The organism is Psychrobacter sp. UBA3480 (assembly GCF_002377945.1).
In the GTDB taxonomy this organism is placed as follows: domain Bacteria; phylum Pseudomonadota; class Gammaproteobacteria; order Pseudomonadales; family Moraxellaceae; genus Psychrobacter.
The window spans coordinates 330830-356998 of record NZ_DFQV01000033.1; the positions used below are offsets into that span (position 1 = coordinate 330830).

Annotated in this window: 22 protein-coding genes; 11 read left to right on the plus strand and 11 right to left on the minus strand. The window is 43.1% G+C overall.

The window, feature by feature from the left end:
- Window positions 1-34 precede the first annotated feature (34 nt).
- Window positions 35-1687 (plus strand): BCCT family transporter, encoded by a 1653-nt coding sequence (locus B2863_RS14320; RefSeq protein WP_296211732.1) that lies wholly within the window; start codon window positions 35-37, stop codon window positions 1685-1687.
- A gap of 230 nt (window positions 1688-1917) precedes the next feature.
- A complete protein-coding gene (locus B2863_RS14325; protein WP_057760694.1) occupies window positions 1918-3570 on the plus strand; it encodes a BCCT family transporter in 1653 nt (550 codons plus the stop codon).
- 128 nt (window positions 3571-3698) lie between these two features.
- Here B2863_RS14325 and B2863_RS14330 read toward each other — a convergent pair whose 3' ends face one another.
- The 8 genes from B2863_RS14330 to dnaQ all read right to left on the minus strand — a co-directional run bounded on the left by B2863_RS14330 (window position 3699) and on the right by dnaQ (window position 12965).
- Window positions 3699-4055, minus strand: coding sequence for a hypothetical protein (locus B2863_RS14330; RefSeq protein WP_296211734.1), 357 nt, complete (start codon window positions 4053-4055; stop codon window positions 3699-3701).
- Between the two features lie 233 nt (window positions 4056-4288).
- A complete protein-coding gene (locus tag B2863_RS14335) occupies window positions 4289-4645 on the minus strand; it encodes a DUF3144 domain-containing protein (protein ID WP_102078350.1) in 357 nt (118 codons plus the stop codon).
- A gap of 76 nt (window positions 4646-4721) precedes the next feature.
- Window positions 4722-5888, minus strand: a complete 1167-nt coding sequence (gene metK, locus B2863_RS14340; RefSeq protein WP_057760687.1) for a methionine adenosyltransferase — start codon at window positions 5886-5888, stop codon at window positions 4722-4724.
- 489 nt (window positions 5889-6377) lie between these two features.
- On the minus strand, window positions 6378-7073 hold the full coding sequence (nth, locus tag B2863_RS14345; protein ID WP_296211735.1) for an endonuclease III: 696 nt from the start codon (window positions 7071-7073) through the stop codon (window positions 6378-6380).
- A 120-nt stretch (window positions 7074-7193) separates the two neighbouring features.
- On the minus strand, window positions 7194-8039 hold the full coding sequence (locus B2863_RS14350; RefSeq protein WP_296211737.1) for an RnfABCDGE type electron transport complex subunit B: 846 nt from the start codon (window positions 8037-8039) through the stop codon (window positions 7194-7196).
- A gap of 257 nt (window positions 8040-8296) precedes the next feature.
- On the minus strand, window positions 8297-9235 hold the full coding sequence (nudC, locus tag B2863_RS14355) for an NAD(+) diphosphatase (protein WP_296211739.1): 939 nt from the start codon (window positions 9233-9235) through the stop codon (window positions 8297-8299).
- A gap of 265 nt (window positions 9236-9500) precedes the next feature.
- Window positions 9501-11183 carry a hypothetical protein gene (locus tag B2863_RS14360; RefSeq protein WP_296211741.1) on the minus strand — a complete coding sequence of 561 codons (1683 nt, stop codon included), beginning with the start codon at window positions 11181-11183 and terminating at the stop codon, window positions 9501-9503.
- 147 nt (window positions 11184-11330) lie between these two features.
- Window positions 11331-12965 (minus strand): DNA polymerase III subunit epsilon, encoded by a 1635-nt coding sequence (gene dnaQ / locus B2863_RS14365; protein ID WP_296211742.1) that lies wholly within the window; start codon window positions 12963-12965, stop codon window positions 11331-11333.
- Between the two features lie 350 nt (window positions 12966-13315).
- On the opposite strand from dnaQ, the gene B2863_RS14370 reads away from it, so the two are divergent.
- Together B2863_RS14370 and B2863_RS14375 are read left to right on the plus strand one after the other, a co-directional pair.
- On the plus strand, window positions 13316-13861 hold the full coding sequence (locus B2863_RS14370; protein WP_296211744.1) for a hypothetical protein: 546 nt from the start codon (window positions 13316-13318) through the stop codon (window positions 13859-13861).
- 92 nt (window positions 13862-13953) lie between these two features.
- Complete coding sequence (locus B2863_RS14375) at window positions 13954-14259, plus strand: hypothetical protein (RefSeq protein ID WP_296211746.1); 306 nt, start codon at window positions 13954-13956, stop codon at window positions 14257-14259.
- 109 nt (window positions 14260-14368) lie between these two features.
- Here the strand turns inward: B2863_RS14375 and B2863_RS14380 are convergent, their stop codons facing one another.
- Entirely contained in the window at window positions 14369-14848 is a 480-nt protein-coding gene (locus B2863_RS14380) for a YkvA family protein (RefSeq protein ID WP_165597862.1), read from the minus strand.
- Window positions 14849-15051: 203 nt separating this feature from the next.
- Here B2863_RS14380 and B2863_RS14385 point away from each other — a divergent pair, with 203 nt between their 5' ends.
- Window positions 15052-16329, plus strand: a complete 1278-nt coding sequence (locus tag B2863_RS14385; protein WP_296211750.1) for an LD-carboxypeptidase — start codon at window positions 15052-15054, stop codon at window positions 16327-16329.
- A gap of 19 nt (window positions 16330-16348) precedes the next feature.
- On the opposite strand, the gene B2863_RS14390 is transcribed toward B2863_RS14385, so the two are convergent.
- Window positions 16349-17371 (minus strand): GlxA family transcriptional regulator, encoded by a 1023-nt coding sequence (locus B2863_RS14390; protein ID WP_114700239.1) that lies wholly within the window; start codon window positions 17369-17371, stop codon window positions 16349-16351.
- Between the two features lie 181 nt (window positions 17372-17552).
- On the opposite strand from B2863_RS14390, the gene B2863_RS14395 reads away from it, so the two are divergent.
- From B2863_RS14395 to arfB, 6 genes are all read left to right on the plus strand, one after another.
- On the plus strand, window positions 17553-19358 hold the full coding sequence (locus B2863_RS14395) for an acyl-CoA dehydrogenase (RefSeq protein WP_296211753.1): 1806 nt from the start codon (window positions 17553-17555) through the stop codon (window positions 19356-19358).
- 22 nt (window positions 19359-19380) lie between these two features.
- Complete coding sequence (locus tag B2863_RS14400) at window positions 19381-20388, plus strand: NADP-dependent oxidoreductase (RefSeq protein WP_296211754.1); 1008 nt, start codon at window positions 19381-19383, stop codon at window positions 20386-20388.
- A 3-nt stretch (window positions 20389-20391) separates the two neighbouring features.
- A complete protein-coding gene (locus B2863_RS14405; protein WP_296211755.1) occupies window positions 20392-21174 on the plus strand; it encodes an SDR family NAD(P)-dependent oxidoreductase in 783 nt (260 codons plus the stop codon).
- A gap of 148 nt (window positions 21175-21322) precedes the next feature.
- The gene (locus B2863_RS14410; protein WP_205963284.1) at window positions 21323-22087 is read left to right on the plus strand and encodes an SDR family oxidoreductase; all 765 of its coding nucleotides are present in this window, start codon (window positions 21323-21325) and stop codon (window positions 22085-22087) included.
- Window positions 22088-22324: 237 nt separating this feature from the next.
- A complete protein-coding gene (locus tag B2863_RS14415) occupies window positions 22325-23167 on the plus strand; it encodes an HpcH/HpaI aldolase/citrate lyase family protein (RefSeq protein WP_296211756.1) in 843 nt (280 codons plus the stop codon).
- Window positions 23168-23524: 357 nt separating this feature from the next.
- A complete protein-coding gene (gene arfB / locus B2863_RS14420) occupies window positions 23525-23938 on the plus strand; it encodes an alternative ribosome rescue aminoacyl-tRNA hydrolase ArfB (protein WP_102091188.1) in 414 nt (137 codons plus the stop codon).
- Between the two features lie 152 nt (window positions 23939-24090).
- On the opposite strand, the gene B2863_RS14425 is transcribed toward arfB, so the two are convergent.
- On the minus strand, window positions 24091-25944 hold the full coding sequence (locus B2863_RS14425) for an autotransporter domain-containing protein (protein WP_296211757.1): 1854 nt from the start codon (window positions 25942-25944) through the stop codon (window positions 24091-24093).
- Window positions 25945-26169: the final 225 nt, after the last annotated feature.

Consider the following 26169-nt stretch of genomic DNA (forward strand, 5'->3'; position numbering starts at 1 on the left):
TGGTATGGTTACGCTCTTTTTTAGGGATATACCTATGGATCATGTAAAAGTTGGCAGGTTAGGCCCTTTCCCGCGGGTAAGTAAACCTGTTTTTTTAACTTCAGCATTACTTATTATTACATTTATTGTTCTTGGTGTTTTTTTTACTGAATCTGCCGGTACGTTGTTCAGTTTTTTACAAGGCTTTATTACCGATAAATTTGGTTGGTTTTTCATTATTCTCGTTAATGTGGCCTTAGGACTTTGTGTTTATTTGTCTATGAGCCGTTATGGCGATATTCGCCTTGGTGCTCAAACTGAGACACCACAGTACAGTCTATTTTCGTGGATCGGTATGCTGTTCTCTGCTGGTATCGGTATTGGACTTGTCTACTGGGGTACAGCAGAGCCCTTATATCACTTTATGGCACCACCACTTGGTGAAAAGGAAACGATAGAAGCCGCCAAGCAGGCGATGAATATTACCTTCTTACATTGGGGCTTACATGCTTGGGCATTGTACGCGATTGTAGCGCTATCTTTAGCCTATTTCCATTTTCGCCGTGGCTTACCACTATCGATTCGCTCAACCCTTTATCCCATATTGGGTAAAAAGATATATGGATCGTGGGGTCATGCCGTTGATATCTTAGCCGTATTCGGTACGATGTTTGGTGTGGTGACGTCACTCGGTCTTGGAGTGATGCAAATTAACTCAGGACTTGAGAAATTATTTGGTATTCCTAATAACCTTACAATCCAAATCGCTCTGATTGCTTTTGTTACTGCTTTAGCCGCATGTTCTGTCATGATGGGCTTGGATAAGGGTATCAAGCGTCTAAGCGATGTGAACATTGGTCTAACGGCTATTCTACTTGGTTTTATGGTCGTCTTAGGGCCGACGCTTTTCATTTTTGATAGCTTCCTAGAAAATATTGGCAACTATCTTTCAGTGGTTGTGCCATTAGGTCTGTGGGGAGAGTCTTATGAAGGTGAGGCAAACTGGCAGTCAGCATGGACGATATTTTATTGGGCATGGTGGGTAAGTTGGGCACCATTTGTCGGCGTGTTTATTGCTCGTATCAGCCGTGGTCGTACGGTTAGAGAGTTTGTACTTGGGGTATTACTTATCCCCATGACTATATTGTTCTTTTGGTTTTCAACTTTCGGCGGCGTTGCTATTCATATGGAGCTGCTCGCTGCTATTGATCCGGCGTTGGTTAGTCCTGGACTGGTCGAGGCGGTACAAACAGATTTTGGTAGTGCCATTTTTAAATTGGTTGAGTACTATCCATTGGCGCAACCCATCACATTTATGATTGTAATTATGATTGTATTGTGGTTTGTGACCTCATCAGATTCAGCAAGTTTTGTTATCGATATGCTGACCGCAGGTGGTGATACCAATCCGCCAAAGATTCAACGTTTATTTTGGGCAAGCACTGAAGGCGTCATTGCTGCTGTTTTGTTGGCTGCTGGTGGATTGAGTGCGTTACAAGCAGCCGCTATCGTAGCAGGACTGCCATTTGCTTTGGTTATATTTGCCATGATGTATGCGCTACTGCGTGGTTTGAGTCGCGATCGATTGATACTATATAGAGCGCAGCAGCACTATATTACTGAAGAGTCAGCAGATCACAACTCGGCAGATGAATTTGCTGATGAGCATCTACTCAAAGGACCACCTAAGATTGTAAAAGGTGATTAAAAGTAAAAAAAACTATTTAAGCTTTTAATAGAAGCCCCAATTTATTTTTAAGTTGGGGCTTCTTTATTGGGAGAAGATACTTAAATTTATTCAGGATGGATTCGGATCGTTGAAAATTATTACCGAAATGTTACTACTATTTCTATACATTCGGCAGTATTTACAAGGTGTTATATTTGATAATTCGTTCATACCTTGGTATGGTTACGCACTTTTTTGGGGATATACCTATGGATCATGTAAAAGTTGGCCGATTAGGCCCTTTTCCGCGGGTAAGTAAACCTGTATTTTTGACTTCAGCAATCTTGATACTGGCGTTCATTATTTTTGGCGCTTTATTCAATGAACAAGCAGAAGTAGTATTTAACCAAGCAAAAGCATTTGTCTCTTTACGCTTCGGTTGGTTCTTTATTGTCGTGGTCAATTTAACATTGGTCATGAGTATATATATGATATTTAGCCGCTATGGCGATATCAGACTCGGTCATCAGAATGAGAGACCAGAGTACAATATGGTTTCTTGGATCGGCATGTTGTTTTCAGCAGGTATCGGTATTGGGCTGCTTTATTGGGGCACCGCTGAGCCGTTGTATCACTTCATGGCACCACCATTAGGCGAGGCGGAGACAGTCGCCGCTGCCAAGCAAGCGATGAATATCTCATTCCTACATTATGGTCTACATGTATGGGCGCTATATGGCATGGTTGCGCTATCGCTCGCATATTTTCATTATCGAGTAGGTTTGCCACTGGCTATCCGTTCGACACTTTACCCAATATTGGGTAAAAAAATCTACGGCGGTTGGGGACATACGGTAGATACGCTCGCCGTATTTGGTACGATGTTTGGGGTAGTGACCACGTTAGGTCTTGGCGTATTGCAGATTAACTCAGGCCTTGAGACGTTATTTGGTATACCCAATAATATTACGGTGCAGATTATTTTGATTGGCCTTATCACCATGCTAGCAGGGTTATCTCTGTTTATGGGATTGGATAAAGGCATCAAGCGTCTAAGTGATACCAATATATTGTTCACTGTGATATTGCTAAGTTTTGTGATTATCTTTGGGCCTACGCAGTTTATTTTTAATAGCTTCGTAGAAAACATCGGTAATTATTTGCATCAAATCGTGCCATTAGGTTTGTGGACAGAGTCTTATAGAGGCGAAGAAAACTGGCAAGCCTCTTGGACGATTTTCTATTGGGCATGGTGGATTAGCTGGTCACCATTCGTTGGGGTATTCGTTGCACGTATCTCTCGTGGCCGTACCATCCGTGAGTTTATATTAGGCGTATTATTAATTCCTATCACGATATTGTTCCTGTGGTTTACTGCTTTTGGTGGTTCTGCGGTAAATATGGAGTTGGTGGCAGCAGCAGACCCTAACATAGTTAGTCCAGGTCTGATCGAGGCGGTCAAAGCCGATACAGGTAGTGCTATCTTTAAATTGATGGAGTCTTATCCATTAACGGGTGCGGTCAACTTGCTCATCGTGGTGATGATTGTCCTATGGTTTGTTACCTCATCGGATTCAGCCAGTTTTGTTATCGATATGCTGACATCAGGTGGTGATACCAATCCGCCAAAGATACAGCGCTTATTTTGGGCAGGTTCTGAAGGTGTTATTGCCGCTGTATTATTGGCAGCAGGTGGTTTGAGTGCACTACAAGCGGCATCGATTGTCTCAGGATTTCCTTTTGCTATTGTGATCGTCGTGATGATGTATTCTCTATTGCGTGGTCTCAGTCGAGATCGTTTGATACTGTATCGTAATCAGCAATGGTTCACCACAGAAGAGTCAGCAGAGCATAACTCGGCCAATGAGTTCCGTGATGAAGAGTTGCTAAAAGGCCCACCAGCACTTGAGAAAGATGCTTAAGCTTTAGAGTTTATTTCTTAGATACAAAAATACCCAGCTTGTCATAAGCTGGGTATTTTTATGGATGTTCAATATTTTTAATAGAAAGTCTTCCAATACAGCAGCTTTCGATATAACCGCTTTATAGATTAATTGCATTCGCCTTTTGTATAACCAATGGCTTCAGGAATATTACAGGCTGAGCAAGCATTGCTAGCCTTTCGGTAGCTAACAATTGATCCAACTTTCGTTTTTACACAGACGGGTTCATATTGTGCCGTACAGATATTATTGGCAGGGTTAGCGGGTGGGCATTGAGTAAGATTACCTTCAAATTGTTGACTGAGATCAGGACTGGATGGGGTAGGTATGTGACCAGACGTACCGATATCAGACATAGAGCTACAGCCAGTTAAAACTAAGGCTAAAGTCAGTATCAGTAATGATGGTTTGAACGAAGATTGATTAATTGTGGAAAATCGACGAGTAGATATAGTTTGTTTCATAAGAAATGTCCTTATTCATAATATTCGATAGCGTCCTGTTATCGATGATTGATTTGCTTACTAATTATAAATACTTAGTCATTTATGGTAGCTCATTTGTCAGTAGCTATCTACTTAAACACCATACAAAAAACCCCAAGCTCAATTGAGTTTGGGGTTTTGTTTTCTGCCATCAAATACTGATTTTATGACAGTATATCTAAATCAAAGACATCTAGACTGACGAAATTCGCTTATTCAGCTGGTTTGTCATCTTGGTTTAGCTGCACGTACTTGTCAAAGTTTTGAGCATAATCAGTCAAATTGTCGCTCAGCATTTGGCGATACTGTTTGACATAAAACTCGACGATATCGTCTTTTTCTTTGGCGAAATCATCGCCTTTGACGAAGCCGATAGAGGCAACTGATGCGCTATAGCGTGCTGCAGCATACAATAAAGAAGCACCTACTTGACCTGAATGTGCTTCAGGACCTAGCTGGCTGTTGGCGATACCGATGATAGCGTCAGCACGTTGATAGAATGCCTGCATTTCAGGGGTGATTTCGATGTTAGCATCAGCGTTTTGGTCTTGAATATTGTCTTGAGACATAAGCAACTCCTAATAATAAGTGTCAGTAGTTTTTAGTATATAAAAATGGTTGGTAAACGTTTTAAAGTAGTGACTCTTATAAACCAGCGTCTGCTTTTAAGATATCAGCTTTGTCTGTTTTTTCCCACGTAAAGGCAGTCTCTGAGCCTGGACGACCAAAGTGTCCAAAGGTAGCAGTCTGCTGATACATTGGCTGTAGTAAGTTCAACATACGGGTAATGCCGTAAGGACGTAGGTCAAAGTGCGTACGAATCAAGCGGATGATTTCATCGTTGCTGATTTTGCTAGTACCAAAGGTATTAACAGAGATAGAGGTAGGCTCAGCGACACCAATCGCGTAGCTGACTTGTACTTCACAGCGCTCAGCAAGACCTGCTGCTACGATGTTTTTGGCAACATAACGTACCGCGTAAGCAGCACTGCGATCGACTTTTGAAGGATCTTTACCACTGAACGCACCGCCACCATGACGTGCCATCCCGCCGTAAGTATCAACAATAATTTTACGACCAGTCAAACCAGCATCACCGACAGGACCGCCAATCACGAACTTACCAGTTGGGTTGATATGATAGCGTGTGCCAGCGTGCAATAAGTCAGCTGGTAGCACTTGCTTGATGATAGATTCCATCACCGCTTCTTGTAGGTCTGACTGCGAGATGCTTGGATCATGCTGTGTTGATAATACAACAGCATCGATGGCGACAGGACGATTGCCGTCATACTTCAAGGTCACCTGCGCTTTGGCATCTGGACGCAACCATGGCAACTCGCCTGCACGGCGCAGCTCCGACTGACGCTCCATCAAACGATGAGCATACTCGATAGGCGCTGGCATCAGGACTTCGGTTTCATTACTGGCATAACCAAACATTAAACCTTGGTCGCCTGCACCTTGCTCTTCAGGGTCGCTACGATCGACGCCTTGGGCGATTTCAGGAGATTGCTTGCCTAGCATGTTGATGACTGCACAAGTCTCGCCATCAAAGCCTAAATCTGAATGATGATAGCCAATGCCATTTACAGTGTCACGAACCAGACGCTCTAAATCGATATTTGCCGTTGTAGTGATTTCACCTGCAAGTATGACTGCGCCTGTTTTTACTAAGGTTTCGCATGCCACACGTGCGTGCAGATCTTCACGTAAGATAGCGTCAAGGATAGCATCTGAGATTTGGTCAGCCATTTTGTCAGGATGGCCTTCGCTCACAGATTCTGAGGTAAATAAGTTGTATTCACGCATAATGGGATCGCTTAATTGAATCAATAAGGGTAGGAAAAGCAGCATATCTGGGTGCTGCTCTAATTAATTTTGACCACGCATTTACGCGGCAGATAATCGGTATTTCTCAATTTAAAATCGGTTTTGACTAAAATCTTTGCTAATAAATATGACCAAAAGGTGAGCTGACTATCATTCAATCAATATATAAAATGATACTGCCTCGCTCTAATATGGTCTTGGCGGTAACGAATTGGGTTAGTACTTGCCCTAATAGACAACGCTAATGTGCAGATTGCCTTATCAGAAGCAGGGTAATGGCCAAAATCTCTTAACGCAAAATAGGGTTATTCTACCTTGAAACGTTATAAAACTCTAGTGAGCAACACTTGCTCTACTATAAGAAATGCTCAACAAGCAGTTCACTGCAATCAAAGGTGGTTACTGGATAGCAGTTTATCTAGCTGAGCAATTAGCTAGCAGCAGCATCTGCTTAAAATGAACAATACGTTACAACTCTAAAAATGCAGCTTTATCTTTAAACATGCATTCTTCATAGACAGGACAGGCGCCGCATTTGGGTGTACGTGCCTGGCAAGTATAGCGGCCGTGTAAGATAAGATAATGATGGGCGTCTACGATGAAGTCTTCTGGGATACGCTCGACCAGCTTTTTTTCGACGATTAGTACGGTTTTGCCAGTGGCAAGCCCAGTACGATTGCCCACACGGAAGATATGCGTGTCAACGGCCATGGTCGGCTGGCCAAAGGCCGTATTTAGCACAACGTTAGCAGTTTTCCGGCCGACACCTGCCAGTGATTCTAAGTCTTTGCGGTTATCAGGAACAGTGCTATCAAATTTCTCAATCAAATCATGGCAGGTTTTGATGACGTTTTTTGCTTTGGCATTATATAAACCAATGTTTTTGATATAGGATTTTAGACCGTCTTCGCCTAGTGCCAGTATGGCTTCAGGTGTATTGGCCACAGGGTACAATTGCTTGGTAGCAATATTGACACTGACATCAGTCGCTTGTGCGGACAGAATTACCGCGATAAGTAATTCAAAATTACTGTCATAATTGAGTTCAGTGACAGGTTCATCAATAGTCGCTGCCAGTTTTTCAAAGAATGGACGCACGTCACGATTGGGCATTCGTCTAGAGGGCGGCGTGTCAGCTGTTTTATGTTTGACCGTTTTACTCATGGCATTTTGACTATTATTTTGATGAATGATTGTGCCAAATTATATGCTAGCGCTAGCATTCATGTTGATGATTAAAGTATCAATTTATTAACGAACTAACTGCGTAATCAGCTATTACCGTTATAGCGCTACTTGCAATGACTCAAGCTCGGCTTGTAAAGATTCGAGCTCTGCTTGTTTCTTATCGTTTGCACGCACACTCAGCTGCTTTTCTAGTTTTTTGATTTTGGTACGGAGCTTGGCAGCCGCAATGGTGTTTTTCGCTTGCGATTCACTGATGTTTAGAGACTGGCTTGCTGCATTATTGAGCTTAGCCTCTACCATACTAACGACAGGTCTACTATTGCTCGTATCAGCAAGCTGTTCTGTCACACGTTTCAAATGAGTGTGGTAGCGTTGTCTTAAATCCTCTTGCTCTGCTATTCGCTCAGGCTCAGATATTTCCCGCTCAATGGTAACTAAGTCAATGCAATCAACAGGGCAGGGCGCGATACATAGCTCACAGCCTGTGCACAAATCTGTAAAAATTGTATGCATATGTTTGCCAGTACCAACGATAGCATCGACTGGGCAAGCAGGAATGCATTTGGTGCAGCCAATACAGTCATCTTCACGGATAACCGCACGAACCTCGGTCGGACGTTCAGAGGTGGCATCTATTGGCCATTGTGAAGGCACTGCCATAAGCGTAGTGTTAGGAGTATCTAGATTGAGAGTCTGAGCAATCGCATTGGTGACTGGCTGACCACCGGGCACACATTTATTATACGGCTCGCCATCTAATACAATCGCAGCGGCATATGGCAGGCAACCATCTGGATGCTCACATAGCCCGCATTGCGTCTGTGGCAAACAAGCATCCACACGTGCAATTTTTTCCTGTATGTCAGCGGGCAAGGTATCAATGTGTAATGCATCGAATAAGATAGGTAGATTGATTAAGCGTATATTGGTGCTACTTTGCATTTAATTAAGGACCTTAATACCAGTCGTAAGAATAGGTATTAGTATAAATAGAGATAAAAGGTTGAGAAAGCGGTCTTTGTAAAACAGTATCTATAAGAGCATCTGCTCTGTCAGCGTTTTACTGCTCAGGTTAGCGTGTTACTTATTAAAAAATAAAGTTTAAAGTAAAAAGCTTATCACAGGAGCAGCGATTTTAAAGAGATGAGATTGAAAATACAATACTATAGCGTAATGTGGTGTTTATAGATAAGGACTGATTATAAATCTATATTTTGTTCTTTAGCCACTTGATCAATCAAATCACGAGCGATACTACCCTTTGGTGGAATTCTGGGTAGGTTTGAGAGATCGAAGAAATCAGCATGTGCTAATTCATCTTCTTGCAAGATAATATCGCCACTGGCATACGATGCACGAAAGCCAAGCATTAAATTAGAGGGAAATGGCCATGGCTGACTACTCACGTAGCGGATATCTGATACGCTGATATTGACCTCTTCTGCGACTTCACGTACTACGGCATGCTCCAGACTCTCTCCAACTTCTACAAACCCTGCGATCAAACCATACATTGGCGGTAGGTTTTGCTGTCCATGACGATGATGGTGAGCCAATAAGATTTGCATTTCATCCGTCACTGGATTTGGCCGAGTAATAGCGGTAATGACGCACGGTTGTACGCGAGGATATTGGCGCAATCGACATACTGGACAAACCATGGCACGTTCGCCTTGGTCGGCATGTACAGTAGGACTAGCACAGCGACTACAAAACTGCGTATCTGCTTGCCAACTTAATAGCTGTATCGCTTGGCTAATCTGATCTGACAAAGCGACTGGCAAATGAGTCATCAGTTTTCGATAAGGAACAAAAGTGTTACCACTACTTTCAGCAATAATTGGTAGCGTCACGTTATGAGCAACTGCATAGTCATAAGTCATGGCGCTCGTGGCTTGAGCGGTAAAGCTATGAGCCATATTGGCATTAACCGTATCATCTGCATGGTTGCCAGTGCTATCGTCTGCTAACCAATGATTTGGTGCTAGGCTCTCGTGTAGCGTTACGTGACCAACCTGATAAGCTTGCTCGCTTAAGTCATTACTATCGGGCGATAGCTGAACTTGCAAAGGCCACCAACCATCTGGCATCTGACGGCATAAGATACTGTCATCACTTAATACAAAAGCATGGGCCATATAAAATTCCAAACATTATAAAGTAAGTCCGCATCGACGTAGACACAGACTGTCTTAGAGTAAAATATCAATAATTCTATGTAACCGGATACCCAGATATCCATATATATTGTCAGGCTGGTTCAGCCGAATGACCAGGCTAGTTCACTTAATGACTGTAGTGCTTTCACATGCCTGACTTGTACATACATTATCTTGAACTATCTATACGTAAATGAGATGCCATGGTTAAGAGGTGATGATCATGACATAACAATGAGAAAAGTTAAGCAGCAAGTAGGTGGCTTAAGCTTTGCTGCCCCACATCAAGTGCTTGCTTGCTAACAGGGCGATTATTCTCAAAACCATCTAAGTGATGATCGACCGCCATGATAACATCAGCGATGCAGGCTAATGTACTGTCTTCGATACGTCGTCCGCCTTCGATACGCTTTTCAATGTAGTTGGCTAGCTGACTCAGCATGCTGGCAGGTGTGGCCAACTGTAAGAAACGTACTGCGCCTGCTACTTGACGCATCATCCCAGGAATATTTTGGATATTGAGCATGTCGCGCACAGGCTCCGCCAAATAATCATTGATGGCTTGCTCGGCACTAGCAATAGCAGTTCGGCTTTCTTGTATCAAGGTATCATTGGCCGTATTAAGCTGATGCAATGAGATATGCGGGTTATTCAGTGGCAGATAGATTGCCCCTGGTGTATGCATCTCTGCCATAGCAATGGTGACGTTCTCTGCGTGCATTAACGCTAGTAGCAAATGATCGAAATCTTCAGGAGAAGGCGCTTGCCAATGGCTCACAGCTTCTGCTGCTTCGCTAAGACTATTGGCTGCGTTGGACAGACCTAATAAACGCAATGCCGAACTCAGTTCAGTCAACTCTTTAATAATCTGCGCTGTCTGCATGTCAATAGGATTAATTGAATCGCCACGTGCATAACTGTCTACGTGTTCTTTAATGTTATTGATTTGATGTTGAATAATTGTGTTTAACGTATCGGTAAGTTCGCGGTTAGGACCGAACAAAAAGCGCTTCATTTGTTCTAGCTGCGCACCTTCTAAATGATTGCTTGCATACTGTTCACGTAATTGCTGCGCTTGCTCGTTATCACGTTGACAGGCAAAGCTCACTAAATCTGCAAAGCGAGTATCCATTACTGGTAAATAGCTTTGAAATTGCTGCTCTAAATAGATAAGTGTGTGTTTTTGACTTAGGTTTAATGGTAATACTGCTGCGATATCAGTCACGGCAGCAGTCGCCGCTTGCCAGAATAAGCTATCAGTATTTGACGCGATTAATGCACAAGCTGCACTCATAGCATCCAGCTTTTGCTGATCCGCGGAGTTAATGTTGCCATCTTGATTGAGTAGTGCAATGCCAAGGCCACTACGATACGCGTTGGTCAGCAGCTCTGTGTCTAGATTAAGTGTGCTTAGAGATTCAAAGTTTTGTTCAGGATTGGCGATGATGACACTACTGCTACCAAATGCAGAAAAATAGTCTGCTGTAATAGGAGATTTTTGACTATGCGCATTAAGCTTGTTAATGACAGGTATGAGTAGAGTAGGCTCTACTGATTCAGTCAATAGTACAAACTCGACATAACGATCTAAGGTCATGATGGCTTCTGATAGATCCATGATCAAATCAGTATCGTTGTTATCACCATTGTCATAAAGTCTCTGTAGAGCACCAACAATAGCATCATTCAATGATTCTGCACCGACCAAAGAAATCAGTTTAAAAATACAAGACAGCTGCTTTAATACTTCGATAGAGTCTGACAGCAAAGGTGCCTGACTACTATCATCGTTGAACTCACTCAAATGAATCTCGGTATCTTTAAGCGTTGCTATAACCTCATCATGCAATAAATGAAGTGATGGTAGGTTAAAATCAGTAACACTAAGTGTTGGGGCGGTTAACTTCATTTGCGCAGACTGGTCCATAAGTATTTTTCCATAATGTACTGATGAGGATAGCAATAGTGTAAATTTGATTTAGAAAATATTGGTTAGTGATGTTTTAACGCTTTCTATCATAATAATCAAGACTAAATTATACAAATGTCGGTTCAATAAAAATTCGAACGACAATTACATGCTAGCTTTTAGTGCAGGATAATCTTCTGCCAAAGCGGTATACCAGCTTTGGTCAGCAGTTTCATCCGCCGTTGATGGCAGCAATAAATTCGCTAAATTGGCGAAACTTGCATGAGCAGTTTGTCCGCCATCGGTATCTGTATCCTCTTCGATGGCAAGCGTGACCTGTCCACCAGTCATCGCCAAATAAACTTCAGCTAAAATCTCTGAGTCAAGTAATGCCCCGTGAAAAGTACGGTCCTGCTTACCAACATCTAGGCGACGCACGAGGGCATCTAGCGTGTTTTTTTGCCCAGGGTATTGCTGCTTGGCCATCGCCAGTGAATCGGTTACTTGCACTCGATTAGCAAAATCATTCAGACCAACTTTTGCAAACTCCATATTTAAGAAGTTCATATCAAAAGTAGCGTTATGAGCGATAATTTCAGCGCCGTCCATAAAGTCATACAAAGACTGAGCCACTTGATCAAAGGTCGGCTTGTCGGTCAAAAATGCTTCAGAGATACCATGAATACGAATGACTTCATCATCCATACCGCGCTGCGGATTGATATAAACGTGCAGCTTTTCACCAGTAAACTTACGTCCGACTAGCTCCACAATACCGACCTCGATAATACGATCGCCTTTTAGTGCATCAAGCCCTGTGGTTTCTGTATCCATAATAAGCTGACGATCTGCTTCATGGCGATGTATCGGCTTTGGTAGTAGCGGCTTGAAATATGGGTTGGCACGGCTAGTATCCCCATCGAATTTAGGGGCATCAGATTCTACACTTGGCAACATATCATTGTCGACGGTATCATCTAGGTGCGTTTGAATGTCTGGCATAGCTTTGGTACTCGTCGGGTTGTATGTATTGTCTTGATGGTTGCTAGATTCTACAGCAATGTTTTCATTCATCTTAAGAGTGTTAGCTGTACTCTGACTATCTTCCTTTAGCGGCTCAGGTTCTAAGAGATCTTCATCAAACTCATCGTCCATCATACCTAGACCCAATGGATCGAAACTTAGCCAGTCAGCGCTAGACGATTTTTGCAAGGTATCAGTATTAGTATCAATATCAGTCACTATTTGGTCTTTTTTTTTAGTCGTGTCTGCTTCACTGACTATAGATGAATGGCCGCTGTTTGAGGTGACACCTAAGTTTGCCAGCTCGTCTGCTTTTTCATTACCAGCATGTCCAGCGTGACCCTTGACCCAATGCCAGCTAACATCACGCTGTTGGCAGAGTTTATCCAATTGTTGCCATAGGTCTTGATTAGCGACTGGCTTTTTACTGGCAGTTTTCCAGCCCTTTTTCTTCCAACCTTCAATCCATTCAGTGATGCCTTTTTGGACATAACTGGAGTCAGTCCAAATCTCAAGAGTATGCTCCTTCGGGCCATGAGTCAGGGCTTGTATCGCGCCCATTAGCTCCATACGGTTATTGGTAGTTTCTTTGTCGCCACCGTACAAATCTTGCGTGCTGCCATCACTAAATATAAGATGTGCGCCCCAGCCGCCAGCGCCAGGATTGCCTTTGCAAGCACCATCAGTATAGGCCACAGTGGTATTGGTTTTAGCAGCCAATGGATCAATCGCGTTGTCTTTATGAGTGTTTGGCATTGAATTAGGGTTGTCTGACATAAAAGAATATGGACCTGATAAGTGGTAAGCATAGGGTAGTACTAGAGCATCTCGTTTACGTTATTCGAACGATGATGATGACGTTGTGAGTATAGCAAATCTATCATAAATATGGGCAGTCGTGACGCACAAAGTCATAAAACCCTTACGGTAACTTATAACATAATAGTAACGTCCTAGTTTTCTGTTAAAATAGCGAAGCTCGCTGAAAGCCACTGGCTTTTAATGACAGAGCTGCCTTTGCTACAAAGATGCCTAACCGCATTTTTCTTATACAGCTATCTAGTGACATTTTGATAATAGTACACTTAATAAAAGTTTTTAATGCATGATTGCAGGATAACCCCATTATGTCCTTACGCTCGAATTTCTTTAATAAGAGACTGACCTATTTGATGCTCAGTGTAACTACTAGCAGCGCGATTTTTCTGAGCGCTTGTAATGATACTAGCCCTCAAGCAGATACCGAAGTCGCGTCCGACCTGTCTGTCTTTGAGGGTTGTTATACGGTGAGTCAAGATGAGCCTGCTCAGATAAAAGTCAGCCAGCAAGACGACACTTGGGTAATGCAGATGAAAGAACCCGTCACTGCTAAGCGCGTCTGGGATACTCCAGAGCCGTTAGAAATAATAGACAATAGCGACATACCGCAGTTCTTCTCTATTGACCCAGACAATGTTGATGCAGTCATTGGTCGTCCTGATCGAGTGCTTGTACTGGTGCACGTCAAACCAGCCTATGCAAATATTGATCCGCTCTTAGACAGTGAGTACTTGTCGTATATTTACCGAGGTGCGAATACGATCTACCGCGTGGAGTGTGATGAGGTGAATACTGATATTTTAGCCAATCCACATGCCAATCTTGTTATCGATAATGTTGATAATAGTATTTAGATAAGTATTGACTATAAATATTATTGTTGGTGGATGACATTTCCATAGACAGTATTTTGTTATAAACAGTCATACCATTAGAGTTAAGCGATATGAATTTTTTCAGTTACGTGGTGTTAGGCGGGTTCTCTTATGCAGCTGGTTGGGCGGTAAGGACGTATGTATTAGACAAACAACCGACGCCTGAGCAGCCTTATAATTTAAAACACCCTGCAATTTTGGCATATTTGGGTGCATTTTTTATTATCATGTTGCTCGTCTCTTGGCTGCTTGGTCGCTATGCACTTGGTCATGCTGCGATTGATTTACCTTTCATTATTGTCAATAGCCTCGTTGCGACCTTCGTTTACTCGTTTGGTCTTAACCCAGAAAAAGCTAATTATGAAGTGCCTGATTAAAATACAGTATTGAATGAATTGTGAATAACAAAAGCCACGACCGAAATATTAATTCGCGATCGTGGCTTTTTCGATAGTGCAGTTTTTTAATAGCTGAAAGTATTAATCTTCACGAGGCTTTCTTCAGATTAGTACCAGTCTCGTCGCTGTCTTTCTCATCAGTACTAGTCTTGTCGTTATCAGTCTTATCCGTATCATTGTTAGATTCTAACTTATCCTTAGTAGCTGATTGTTCCTGCTTCCATTCTTTGTATTTTTGCAGATCTTTTCTGGCTTGCTTTAAACAAAATTTAAGTACTAACGCATCATCGATATGGCCGATAAACGGAATAGAGTCAGGAATGAGGTCAATTGGATTTAGCACATAGAGCGCACCGATAACGCCAGCTGAGATTGTCTTAAAAGGAATCTTACGGTAGTCACCTTTGTAATAGTCTTTGACAAGACTCATAAATAGCATTAAATCATCACTAAACGGCTCAAGATAGCCGCTGTCCTCTAACTTTTCTTTAAGCTTGTCTTCTTTGCCTAGCAAATATTCTAGATTAGAGTCAAGTGACTTGTTTTTATCGGTTTTTTTATTAAACATAATTATTACCTTTTGTTTTTTGCGATGAATTTGTATTTACAGTAACAAATCTAATCGACCTATATTGTGTGTCTCAGTAGCGAAAAAGTAAATATCGGTAAAGATTAGGCAACCATTAGTGTCAGAAAAGCGTCTACAATATGCTGCCACAAGGTCTAAAAACACAAGTCATAAAAATAAAAGCGATAAGGTAGCAGCAAGATATGGGGATTAAGCGTCAGGCATGGACAGATAATAAAAACAGTCGTGCAACTGAAACAACATCTGGGCTAAACCGCCGGCAGTTTCTACGTCGAATCGGTGTGAGTGCAGGCACAGCAGTGTTAGCGAGCCAAGGTATTTCTCAAGCGCTTGCAGCCAGTCCTATCGAGTCTGGCAATAACTCGCAACTGACTAAAGATGATCTGCCAACTTCGTTGTTAGAGGGACACTTATCATCACAAATGTCACAGGAGGCACTGACGCAGGTAGGTTGTATCACGCCTACGATTGAGACGCGACTTTTTGCCAGCTCCAATGTCGGTGGTAGTGATGAGCGTAATCAGTTAGCATTAGATCGTGTGGCTTGTGCTGGGTTTAAAGTAGAGAATCCTGCTATTACCAATCGTCAGTACTTACGCTTTGCGGGAACGGACTCACAGCGTGCTAGCGATTTTCAAAACCTTGCCACTGGGGCAATAGCCGCGCCAAAACTACTGCTAGGTGTGCGCGGTGGTTACGGTGCCATGCGCATATTGCCTATGGTGGATTGGGCGACGCTAGGACGCATTATGAAGGAGCGCGGCACGATACTCGCAGGATTCAGTGATGTGACGGCTATTCAGTGCGCGCTATTGGCAAAAGGGTCAATGAGCTCGCTTGCCGCGCCAATGCTCTATAGCGAGTTTGGTAAAACTGCGCCTGATAAAGTCAGCTGTCAGCAGTTTGTTGAAGTGCTGACCAATCCCAATCTGGTTATTAATATATCAGACGCTTCTGTAACCAGTTCTAGCTTACCCAGTATTTTGACCAGTGCTGAGCCAAAAACTATAACTGGTACGATTTGGGGTGGTAATCTAAGCGTGGTGTCAGCGCTGGCAGGTAGTGAGTATTTACCGCGTATTGATGGCGGTATTGTATTCTTAGAAGATGTCGGCGAGCAGGCGTATCGTATTGAGCGCATGTTATATGACTTATATCTCGCAGGCATATTTAAAGGTCAGCAAGCGATTGTATTCGGGGCATTGTCTGGTGCAGGTGAGGACAGTTATGACAAACGTTATGATGTCGCCACAGTCATTCGCCAACTACATGAACTGACAGGGTTGCCGATATATAGTGGTATGCCTTTTGGTCATATCGGTAAAAAATACAGCTTTCCGCTGGGGGCAGCCTGTCAAATTAGCGCCGATACCGTTGGTGGGTATCAGCTAGTATTTACCAACTATCCAATCATCAAGGCTGATGCCATCCAAGTGAAAGGCTTGTGGCAGACTGCTTAAACGCTAAGCACTGTCCTTTTTAAATAGCCAACCGTGAAAACTTATCTTGATACTCTTTAGGCGTTAGCTCTGTCGCACGTTTAAATAGACGCGTGAATGAAGAGATATCATCATAACCTACTTGATCGGCAAGCGACTTTATTGATACATCGCCTAATTCAAGTAAGCGTTTGGCTTGTTCAATTCTAACAGCCTGAATATATTCAATCGGTCGCATCGCCACGCAGGACTGGAAACGTCTATTTAAAGTGCGCGGGGTAATATTTACCATAGCGGCTAAACTACTGACCTGCAAAGAATGCTGAAAGTTTTCTTCGATATATTCTTGTACTTGTTTAATCAAATGGTCCGAATGCGGTTTGTGCAACGTCACATTAGTGTAGCTATTTTGACTGCCTCTTTTGCTATCAATAATTTGGGTTTTTGCCACCTGTGTAGAGATTTCACGTCCGCAGTAGCGCTCAATCAATAATAGCCCCAAATCATAAAAGGCGCTGCCGCCAGCTGCACAAAATATATTGCCTGACTGGTTTGTTGACTCGCTTCTTGAATGAGTCACAAACTGATTCTCTTGTAAGTCCACCAATGGAAAGTCTGCCTTAAACTTATTGGCATAGCCCCAGTGTGTGGTGGCTATCTTATGATCTAATAATCCTGCCTTTGCCAAAAAAAATGCTCCGCTACAATTGCTTGCTATATCGGCCTTGGTATTCGCAAGCCGTACTAAGTGGGGCAGTAGCTCACTGTTTTGCGTCAATACCTTATCAATAGAGTCGCCAATGGTTGGCACAAGCAATAAGTCACATTCTGTCACGTCTCGGATATCACAGTGGGCTTGCATGATTAACCGATTGCTGCACCTAATATCGCCGCCACCCAAGCTGGCGATTTGCACATTAAACCGTGGCTCTACAGACTCATTTGAAAAGCGCTGCCAGCTGACCCCTGTGAATGAAAACAAGTCCAATGCGCCAGAGAGCACACTGCCAAGTACACCATCGAAGCCAAGAATAATCATTTTAAAAGGTTTGAAATAGGGCATAAGTCACTCGTTTCCTTTGCTGTGCTTGCCAAAATAGCCATTATTTGGTTGATTTTAACCAGTTAGATACTCTGTTTATGTCTTATTTGACCATAATTATGTCATAAATGACAATACGGACAGGTATCAAATTAGACTAATATCAATTGATAACCACATTTAATCAGTTAACGAGAATACTATGGCCGCAGATACCCTCCTAAACGATTTTGAATTACCTTTCCAATTGTATGATGTACTAGGCACCGAATCACTCACTGAGCACGCAAAGTTCTCAGAACATAGCCGCGAGACATTTGATGCTGTGTTAGAGACGGCAAATAAGATTGCGACAGATTTATTTTTACCGCACAACCATATTGCAGATAAGAACGAGCCGCAGTTCGATGGTAAAAAAGTCAGCATGATAAACGATGTAAAAGTTGCTTTTGATGCGTTCCGTGATTCTGGCTTTATCGCCGGTCGTTACAGTTTTGAAGACGGCGGTATGCAGTTGCCTGAGACGGTTATGACTGCTGTGGCAGGCTACTTTATGGCAGCCAATCCATCAACGACTGCCTATCCATTTCTGACCACTGCGGCAATCAACGTTATCTCGCATTTTGCTAGCGATGATATCAAAGCCGCCTTTATGCCGCGCATGCTGACAGGCGAGTTCACCGGCACCATGGCATTGACCGAGCCGCACGCAGGTTCGTCGCTTGCTGATATCAAAACCATTGCGGTAAAACAAGACGATGGCTCGTATCGCGTCAAAGGCAGCAAAATTTATATCTCAGCAGGTGACCATGAGCTGTCTGATAATATTGTACATTTGGTATTAGCAAAAGTACCAGGTGGTCCAGGCGGTGTTAAAGGTATCTCTTTATTTGCCGTGCCTAAATATCGCTTGAACGATGACTTGTCTGTTGGCGAGCGTAACGATGTACATCTCACCGGACTGATTCATAAGCTTGGTTATAGAGGTGCGACTTCTACAGCATTGAGCTTCGGCGATGAAGGTGATTGTCATGGTTATTTGATCGGCGAAGAGCACTTTGGTCTGCGTTATATGTTCAAAATGATGAATGAGGCACGTATTGCAGTTGGTTTTGGTGCGTCTATGATTGGTTATCGTGGCTATCAGTATTCGTTAGATTATGCCAAAGACCGTACACAAGGTCGCATTGCGCCAAACAATAAGCCTGAAGATGATGCAACGGCTATTATTCAGCATGGTGACGTAAAGCGCATGCTATTGGCACAAAAAGCTTACTCTGAAGGCGGCATCTCATTATGTCTATATGGCTCAAACCTAATTGACCGTATCAATACTTGTGAAGACGAAACGCTAAAAAATGAGCTAACAGAGTTGTTGGATTTGCTAACGCCAGTGCTAAAAGCATGGCCATCTGAATATGGCCCAAAAGCCAATGACTTAGGTATTCAAGTATTGGGCGGCGCAGGCTATACGCGTGAATATCAGGCTGAGCAGTTTTGGCGTGACAATCGTCTAAATCCTATCCATGAAGGCACAAACGGTGTGCAGGCGCTAGATTTGTCATTCCGTAAGTTATGGCAAAAAGGTGGGTTAGGCATTCAAATCCTAAAACGTGAAATTACACAAGATTTGGAAAGCATCACTACGCCTGAGAGTGCGCAACTTGCAGGCAAGCTGATGCCTTATATGGGTCAGTTGCATGAAGTGCTCGTGCATTTGGGCAAAGTGTTGCAGACAGAAGAAGCGCTGACATTGACTGGTAATGCTCAAGCACTAATGAATATTTTTGCCTCAATTGTACTGAGCTGGATTTGGATTCGCCAAGCCAGTAAAGCCGAGCAGCTACTAAATACGACGCAAGATGTCGAGCAGCAGAACTTTTATAAAGGCAAGATACAAGCGGCTAAATACTTCATCGATTGGGAACTACCATTAGTTAAACGCGACATCGAATTATTAACCAACACCAACTCAGTTTGCACTGATATGCAAGCGGACTGGTTCTAAGGACAACTCTAAGGAAAGAGACATGACAAAAATTAATAAACAATGGCGCCTAAAAGCAAGACCAGTAGGCGAGCCAAGCGCTGAAACTTGGGATTATACCGAGACAGAAATACCGACGATTACCGATGGTCAGTTACTGATTAAGGTTGAATACATCTCTATCGATCCGGCGATGCGTGGTTGGCTGAACGATGCCAAATCTTATATCGCGCCAGTACAAATTGGTGAAGTGATGCGCGCCGGTACTGTGGGTGAAGTGATTGAAAGTAAAAATGAAAAATTTGCAGTAGGTGACTATGTCGCAGGTCACGACGGCGTACAGTCATATGCGGTCAGCGATGGTACTGGTCTGCATAAAGTTGATCCGAGCCTAGCGCCGCTGTCTTATTACTTGGGTGTACTAGGTATGCCGGGGATGACAGGGTATTTCGGTCTCCTAAAGACGGGTCAGCCAAAAGCGGGTGAGACCGTGGTCGTCTCTGGCGCTGCTGGGGCGGTTGGTAGCTTGGTCGGTCAGATTGCCAAAATTAAAGGCTGCCGCGTCGTCGGTATCGCGGGCGGTGCTGAGAAATGCAAGTTCTTGGTCGATGAGCTTGGGTTTGATGCGACGATTGATTACAAAAACGAAGATGTGAAAAAAGCACTAAAGAAAACCTGTCCAGACGGCGTCGATGTGTACTTTGACAACGTAGGCGGTGATATCTTAAATGACGTGCTTACTCAGATTAATCTACATGCGCGTATCGTTATTTGCGGGGCTATCAGCCAATATAACAACACCACAGCAGTAAAAGGCCCATCGAACTATCTATCACTATTGGTCAATCGTGCTCGCATGGAAGGCATCGTGGTGTTCGATAATATCAAAGAATACCCAATCGCCATGAAAGAGATTGCTGGCTGGATTCAGTCAGGTGATATGAAAGTGAAAGACCATATCGTTGAAGGTATCGAGACGTTCCCTGATACTTTGATGATGCTCTTTAACGGTGAAAACTTCGGCAAACTAGTACTTAAGGTAGAGGGATAGATCATGACACTGAATACAAACGGAATTGCATCAGATGTAACGGGCAAACGAATTTTGATCACTGGCGGTGCCTCAGGCATCGGCGCAGCAAGCGCATTATTGCTAGCCAGTCGCGGCGCAAAAGTCGTGATTGGGGATATGGCAGAAGAAATGGGCGAAGCAGTTGCTAAACAAGGTCAAGATGCTGGCAACAGTATCGTCTTCAAAAAAGTAGACGTGACCAGTGGTGATGAAGTACGTGCGTTGTTTGACTTTGCAGTAGAAACGCTTGGCGGCCTAGATGTGGTGGTAAACAATGCTGGTATCGATCACAAGCCTTCGCCAATGCATGAGCTGAGTGATGATGATTTTGATCGCAATATCGCAGTGAATTTAAAAGGCGTTTGGCACTGTATGCGTGCTGCCGTCAATTGTATGATACCTAATGGCGGTGGTCATGTGATCAACGTCGCCTCTATTGCAGGTCTGCGTTCAGCGCCTATGATTTCAGCCTACAGTGCAGCTAAACATGGCGTTATGGGTCTGACCAAATCTGCTGCTCATGAATATGCTCGTGCCAATATTCGTTTTAACGCCGTATGTCCAAGCTTCATTGATACGCCAATGGTACGCAATACCATGGCGACCATGGATGAACGTACGCAGCAAGCAACGATTAAGGCCAGTCCACTGCGCCGTCTAGGAGATGTGAATGAAATCTCTAGTGCGATTGCATGGCTAGCCAGCGATGAGAGCAGCTTTATGAACGGTCATGCCTTCACCTTAGATGGTGGTATGCTAGCGTAACCGTGATCGTTGAGCGCTCTTTGTTCAGTTCATTAGTGCTCGATAATCGCTGTTAGATATGACAGCGATTATCTGCGTTTAGCAACCTAGTGATAGCGCTCAAGCATGATTGTTTGAGAATATAAAATTTATAAAAATATAAGGAATAATGATGAAAGATTTATTTGATTTAACCGGTAAGGTTGCTTTAGTAACTGGCGCGAGCCGTGGTATTGGTGAGTCTATTGCCCGTCTATTGGCATCAAGAGGCGCACATGTGATTGTCTCTAGCCGCAAAATTGATGCTTGCCAAGCAGTTGCAGATAGCATTAAAGCTGACGGTCATAAGGCCAGTGCTTTTGCATGTCATGTGGGAGACATGGAGCAAATTGACGCAATTTTTGAGCATATCAAAAGTGAATTTGGTCAAATTGATATCTTAGTTAATAACGCTGCAGCCAACCCTTACTATGGTCATATCTTAGATACAGATTTAGCCGCCTTTGATAAGACTGTTGAAGTTAATATCCGTGGTTACTTCTTTATGTCGACGGCCGCTGGCAAAATGATGAAAGATCAGGGCGGCGGCGTCATCTTGAATACCGCATCGGTCAACGGCTTAGTAGCAGGCGATAAGCAAGGTATCTACTCAATTACCAAAGCGGCAGTCATTAGCATGACCAAAGCCTTTGCTAAAGAATGTGGCCCACTTAACATCCGTGTTAATGCGCTATTGCCAGGTTTGACGGATACTAAGTTTGCCTCCGCATTGACTACCAACGATAAAGTCTTAAAAATGGCACTACACTCGATTCCGCTAGGACGTGTGGCTGAGCCTGATGAAATGGCTGGTACGGTGTTATATCTAGTGTCGGATGCCTCAAGCTATACCACAGGCGCAACAATCGTTGTCGATGGTGGTATGCTGGCTTAATTAGATAATCTATAAGACATAGGTTAGATAAGAAAGTAATTGTTTAAAACTGCATTAGACTCAAGAACCGCATGAGATTTATTTTCATGCGGTTTTTTGATTTGGTTTTTTAATAGAATGTCTAAGTAATCTTGGTTTTGCACTATCAAATAAATTGCTAATTTTAAATGAGCATCAGCTGTATAGTGGCATAATAAATATGCTAATAGCTACTTGGACAATATGATGGAGTCACGCATGAATTCAGTTATCAACAATAAAATAAAAACGATTTCTCAAAATAAAACATGGCTGTTTGTGCCAGCGACTCGCATTGATAGAGTAGCGAAAGCCCTTGCTAGTGGTGCAGATGCGGTTATTGTCGATTTAGAGGATGCCGTTGCGCCAGAGGATAAAGCATCCGCACGCGAAGCATTACAGCAATATCACGATAGTGCAGGTTATCAGCCGATTTGGGTACGTATTAATAAGGCAGGTAGCGAAGAATTTTTTAAAGACATAGTGCTCTGTCAGAAAACGCCTAATTTGACTGGCGTGTTATTGGCTAAAGCCGAGCAAATAGATGATATAGAAAGCGTATATCAGCTTACCAATTTACCCGTGATTGCATTGATTGAGAGTGCGATAGGATTGTATCAAATCGATAGTATGGCAAAAGCGGTCGGCTTGGTCACGTTTAGTTACGGGTTTTTAGATTTGTGCAATGATTTGCACGTGCAAGTAGGAACGCCTGCCGCTGATATGATCGCCAACCAAATCCGCTATCAGTTAATCCTAACGTCAAAAGTGCACCAATTGTCACCACCAATTGATACCATTTATCCTGATTTCAATGATGAAGTAGGGCTAAGCGCCCAAGTACAGCTATGGTCACAAATGGGCATGTCAGGAATGCTGTGTATTCATCCCAAACAAGTGGCAGTTGTCCAACAAGCATTGCAACCAACAAATGAGACTTTGTTATTTGCACAGCGTGTGGTCGAGGAGTACGAGCGGAGCGGCCAGGCAGTATTTAAAGTAGATGGAGAGATGGTCGATGCTCCAGTGATTGAACGTTGTCGTCAACTGTTGGCAAAGTAGCAGACCAATCCATAGTTAGTTAAATATAAGCAGTCGGTTCAATATAATTTGGTTACTAGGGCGTGTCCTCAATTTAATCGATAGTTATCTAAATGGGTTAAAAATGGCTAAATCTTGCCAAATGGCGTCAAACAGCTGACTAATATCTCGATATTATCTGCGCTATTTTCCTTGTTTGACTGCGATTTATCTCATTTTTATCCCCATTCTTAAAATGAGGACGAGCCCTAGAAAGCCGAGTGAAAGTATTACAAGCAGTATACTAAGCGAGACTGACACCGTACCTAATTTATAGAGGATTGACTATATAATGCTTTATCATGAACCATATCTATTCACATTCGATAAAAGCATACTATGATTTTCATCAATAATAATATTAGCCTCAATGATAATGAGGTAGAGATCAGTGCCATACGAGCGCAAGGCGCAGGTGGGCAGAATGTCAATAAAGTATCTTCTGCCATTCACCTGCGTTTTGATATTAACAACTCAAGTCTGAGCGATGAGTACAAGCAGCGACTGCTAAATAGCAAAGATAGCCGAATAACCAAGGAAGGCGTACTAATTATCAAGGCGCAGCAGTTTCGAACGCAAGAGCGCAATAAAATAGATGCGCTTGAGCGTTTGCAAAGTTTTATAACCAAAGCCACTTACGTTAATAAAACGAGAAGGCCTACCAAGCCAAGCAGAAATGCCAAACGTAAACGGGTAGATAAAAAGACCCAACGTGGTAAGACAAAGGCTTTGCGCGGTAAAGTAGATTTTTAGAGAGTTTGCGATATTAGGTTTTGTCGTTGAAAGGTTTTACGAGAGGAAAGGTTAGAGAACAAAAACCGTAGTAGGTTGTGGCAACTTTTGAATTTACAATGGTATAGGCGATTAACTATCACCTATACCATTATTCTAGATTAACGGCTTATTTAGAATGCACCATTAAGTCCAACGAATAAGCTGGTTGAGTCGTCGTCATTACCTTGTGAATGTGTGACACCAGCATTAGCATTCAATAGACCAAAGCTTCTAGATAGGCCAAGTGTCATAGCAACGTTATCATCATCAGTTTCGACCATAGGCGTCTCAAAGCTGATATTTGATAGCGTATTTAAACGTGCGGTTACCGCTTCGCGATTGTCACTCAGCTGCTTTTGGTAATGAATATCACCAAATAAGTTTAGGTTCTCCATCAAGCTATGATTGGCTTTGAGGCCAAGCTTGCCATATGTCGTAGAGTATTTCTGCTCATCGAACTGCATAGCAATGCCAGACATCTCTTTTTCTTTGAGTCCGTCAATTTTTACGCGGCTCGCTGTGGCACCGATATAAGGCGTAACGGCAATATTGCTCACTTGCATTGGGTAGCCTGCCTGCAAGTTGGCATAAAAGCGCTTGCCATCAGCATTTGACTTAAACTGCTGTTGGTTACTACCAAGTGTGACAGCACGTGTGACATCGACATCCATGTTGCCAAATCCTGCAGCACCATTGATCTGTAAACCGCCAAACTTGTTGCTATGATAGACACCAAAACCGATCTCTCCTAGATCAATATCACTCAAACCTGTGCCAACGTCTGAGTTTTCAAAGTCTTTTTGAGTGATGTTGCCGTATAAGCCTGTCACTGCATTGGCTGAGTTAGGGTGAGCAAAATCTACGCCAAGCAATACTTGGGTATTATTATCACCATCAAACCCTGCAATTTCTTGATTAGCGACTTCACCGACGGCCCATAGTGTACGGGCAGGTTTTTGCTCACTGCTTTGGATTTGGTTAACATGTGACTGTAAGCGCTCATTGGTTGCAAGTCCGGTTGTCGTTGCAATATGAGGCAGTACACCGATTAAGCTAGGCGCTGTGACTACAGCGTTTGCATAGTCGGCAATCAATTGATGAGTAGCACCTGTTGGGTGTATGCCATCAGCGAAGAAGTAGGTTTCGTTGGCATTTGCTTCTACAAGAGTATCAGGTCCACAAGTTAGAGAGCTGTTGTTGTCACCGCAAGCTTCATCGGTGACGTTAGTGAAACCATATTGAGCAGGAGAGGCAATGATCTCTTGAGTTAAGCTAAACATATCTAGCGGTATGATATTAGCGCCAGTATTTGCTGCGGCACTAAGCATGAATTGATTGTATAGGCTAGTAGCACCAGTACTTTGCGCCTGTGCTACAGGCCCTTGATCAATAACTCTAGGGGTTAGACCGACATCGGGAATATTAGGTACCAAGATATATTTAGCACCATTGTCTTTTAATGCATTAATCGTTTCGGTTTGGCTAGCTACTGCTCCAAGTATGGTCGCTTGGGCATTAGCAGGATCTTCAGCCGCTGCAAGCAAGTCATTTGCACCTGCCCACACCACATATAACCCATTAGGATCTACTTTGTTATTGGCGAGATAGCTATCGACTTGGCTATTGGCAGAAGCAATAGGAATACCACCAGGGAAGACAGCTTCTTCGCCTGCTCTTGCACCGCCGATAGCGTAGTTATTACCAGTTTGAGGACTACCGAATACAACGGGAACAGCTGTGGTACCTAGCTGCTCAGCGAATGAGGTTGCCCAAGTGTTGTCAGGGTTGGTGGTAAACTGAGCAGGACCTGGTACAACTTGACTAAAATAGCCACCATCGGTCAGGCTGTCACCGAAAAAGGTGACACTGTCATAAGCATTTGCGTGAGAAATACCAGCGATAGATAGGCTGATAGCAAGCATGCTTTTGGTAAAAGTTTTAAGAGTGGTATGGCTAATTTTAGAACGTGAGGTATTACGAGGCATAGCGACTTCCTTGTCATCAATGTAATAGTTTGTCAACCGAGTGTAACCACTTTTTAGAAAGCTAGCAATCGTTTTGATTGCAAAATTGCAAGAATATTGCCTTATTTAAACAAGTTTTTAGAGCATAAAAAAGGGGTGTTCAAGTATTGAAAAATCATACTGTCTCGCTCACATAATTGCTTATTTAGCCTAAGCAACTGCTCAATCATAAATAGTATCAAAGCA

What these genes read in the sequence shown, in the direction of transcription:
- B2863_RS14320 (WP_296211732.1), top strand. Translation starts at nt 35, where the DNA reads ATGGATCATGTAAAAGTTGGCAGGTTAGGCCCTTTCCCGCGGGTAAGT.
- B2863_RS14325 (WP_057760694.1), top strand. Translation starts at nt 1,918, where the DNA reads ATGGATCATGTAAAAGTTGGCCGATTAGGCCCTTTTCCGCGGGTAAGT.
- B2863_RS14330 (WP_296211734.1), bottom strand. Translation starts at nt 4,055, where the DNA reads ATGAAACAAACTATATCTACTCGTCGATTTTCCACAATTAATCAATCT.
- B2863_RS14335 (WP_102078350.1), bottom strand. Translation starts at nt 4,645, where the DNA reads ATGTCTCAAGACAATATTCAAGACCAAAACGCTGATGCTAACATCGAA.
- metK (WP_057760687.1), bottom strand. Translation starts at nt 5,888, where the DNA reads ATGCGTGAATACAACTTATTTACCTCAGAATCTGTGAGCGAAGGCCAT.
- nth (WP_296211735.1), bottom strand. Translation starts at nt 7,073, where the DNA reads ATGAGTAAAACGGTCAAACATAAAACAGCTGACACGCCGCCCTCTAGA.
- B2863_RS14350 (WP_296211737.1), bottom strand. Translation starts at nt 8,039, where the DNA reads ATGCAAAGTAGCACCAATATACGCTTAATCAATCTACCTATCTTATTC.
- nudC (WP_296211739.1), bottom strand. Translation starts at nt 9,235, where the DNA reads ATGGCCCATGCTTTTGTATTAAGTGATGACAGTATCTTATGCCGTCAG.
- B2863_RS14360 (WP_296211741.1), bottom strand. Translation starts at nt 11,183, where the DNA reads ATGGACCAGTCTGCGCAAATGAAGTTAACCGCCCCAACACTTAGTGTT.
- dnaQ (WP_296211742.1), bottom strand. Translation starts at nt 12,965, where the DNA reads ATGTCAGACAACCCTAATTCAATGCCAAACACTCATAAAGACAACGCG.
- B2863_RS14370 (WP_296211744.1), top strand. Translation starts at nt 13,316, where the DNA reads ATGTCCTTACGCTCGAATTTCTTTAATAAGAGACTGACCTATTTGATG.
- B2863_RS14375 (WP_296211746.1), top strand. Translation starts at nt 13,954, where the DNA reads ATGAATTTTTTCAGTTACGTGGTGTTAGGCGGGTTCTCTTATGCAGCT.
- B2863_RS14380 (WP_165597862.1), bottom strand. Translation starts at nt 14,848, where the DNA reads ATGTTTAATAAAAAAACCGATAAAAACAAGTCACTTGACTCTAATCTA.
- B2863_RS14385 (WP_296211750.1), top strand. Translation starts at nt 15,052, where the DNA reads ATGGGGATTAAGCGTCAGGCATGGACAGATAATAAAAACAGTCGTGCA.
- B2863_RS14390 (WP_114700239.1), bottom strand. Translation starts at nt 17,371, where the DNA reads ATGCCCTATTTCAAACCTTTTAAAATGATTATTCTTGGCTTCGATGGT.
- B2863_RS14395 (WP_296211753.1), top strand. Translation starts at nt 17,553, where the DNA reads ATGGCCGCAGATACCCTCCTAAACGATTTTGAATTACCTTTCCAATTG.
- B2863_RS14400 (WP_296211754.1), top strand. Translation starts at nt 19,381, where the DNA reads ATGACAAAAATTAATAAACAATGGCGCCTAAAAGCAAGACCAGTAGGC.
- B2863_RS14405 (WP_296211755.1), top strand. Translation starts at nt 20,392, where the DNA reads ATGACACTGAATACAAACGGAATTGCATCAGATGTAACGGGCAAACGA.
- B2863_RS14410 (WP_205963284.1), top strand. Translation starts at nt 21,323, where the DNA reads ATGATGAAAGATTTATTTGATTTAACCGGTAAGGTTGCTTTAGTAACT.
- B2863_RS14415 (WP_296211756.1), top strand. Translation starts at nt 22,325, where the DNA reads ATGAATTCAGTTATCAACAATAAAATAAAAACGATTTCTCAAAATAAA.
- arfB (WP_102091188.1), top strand. Translation starts at nt 23,525, where the DNA reads ATGATTTTCATCAATAATAATATTAGCCTCAATGATAATGAGGTAGAG.
- B2863_RS14425 (WP_296211757.1), bottom strand. Translation starts at nt 25,944, where the DNA reads ATGCCTCGTAATACCTCACGTTCTAAAATTAGCCATACCACTCTTAAA.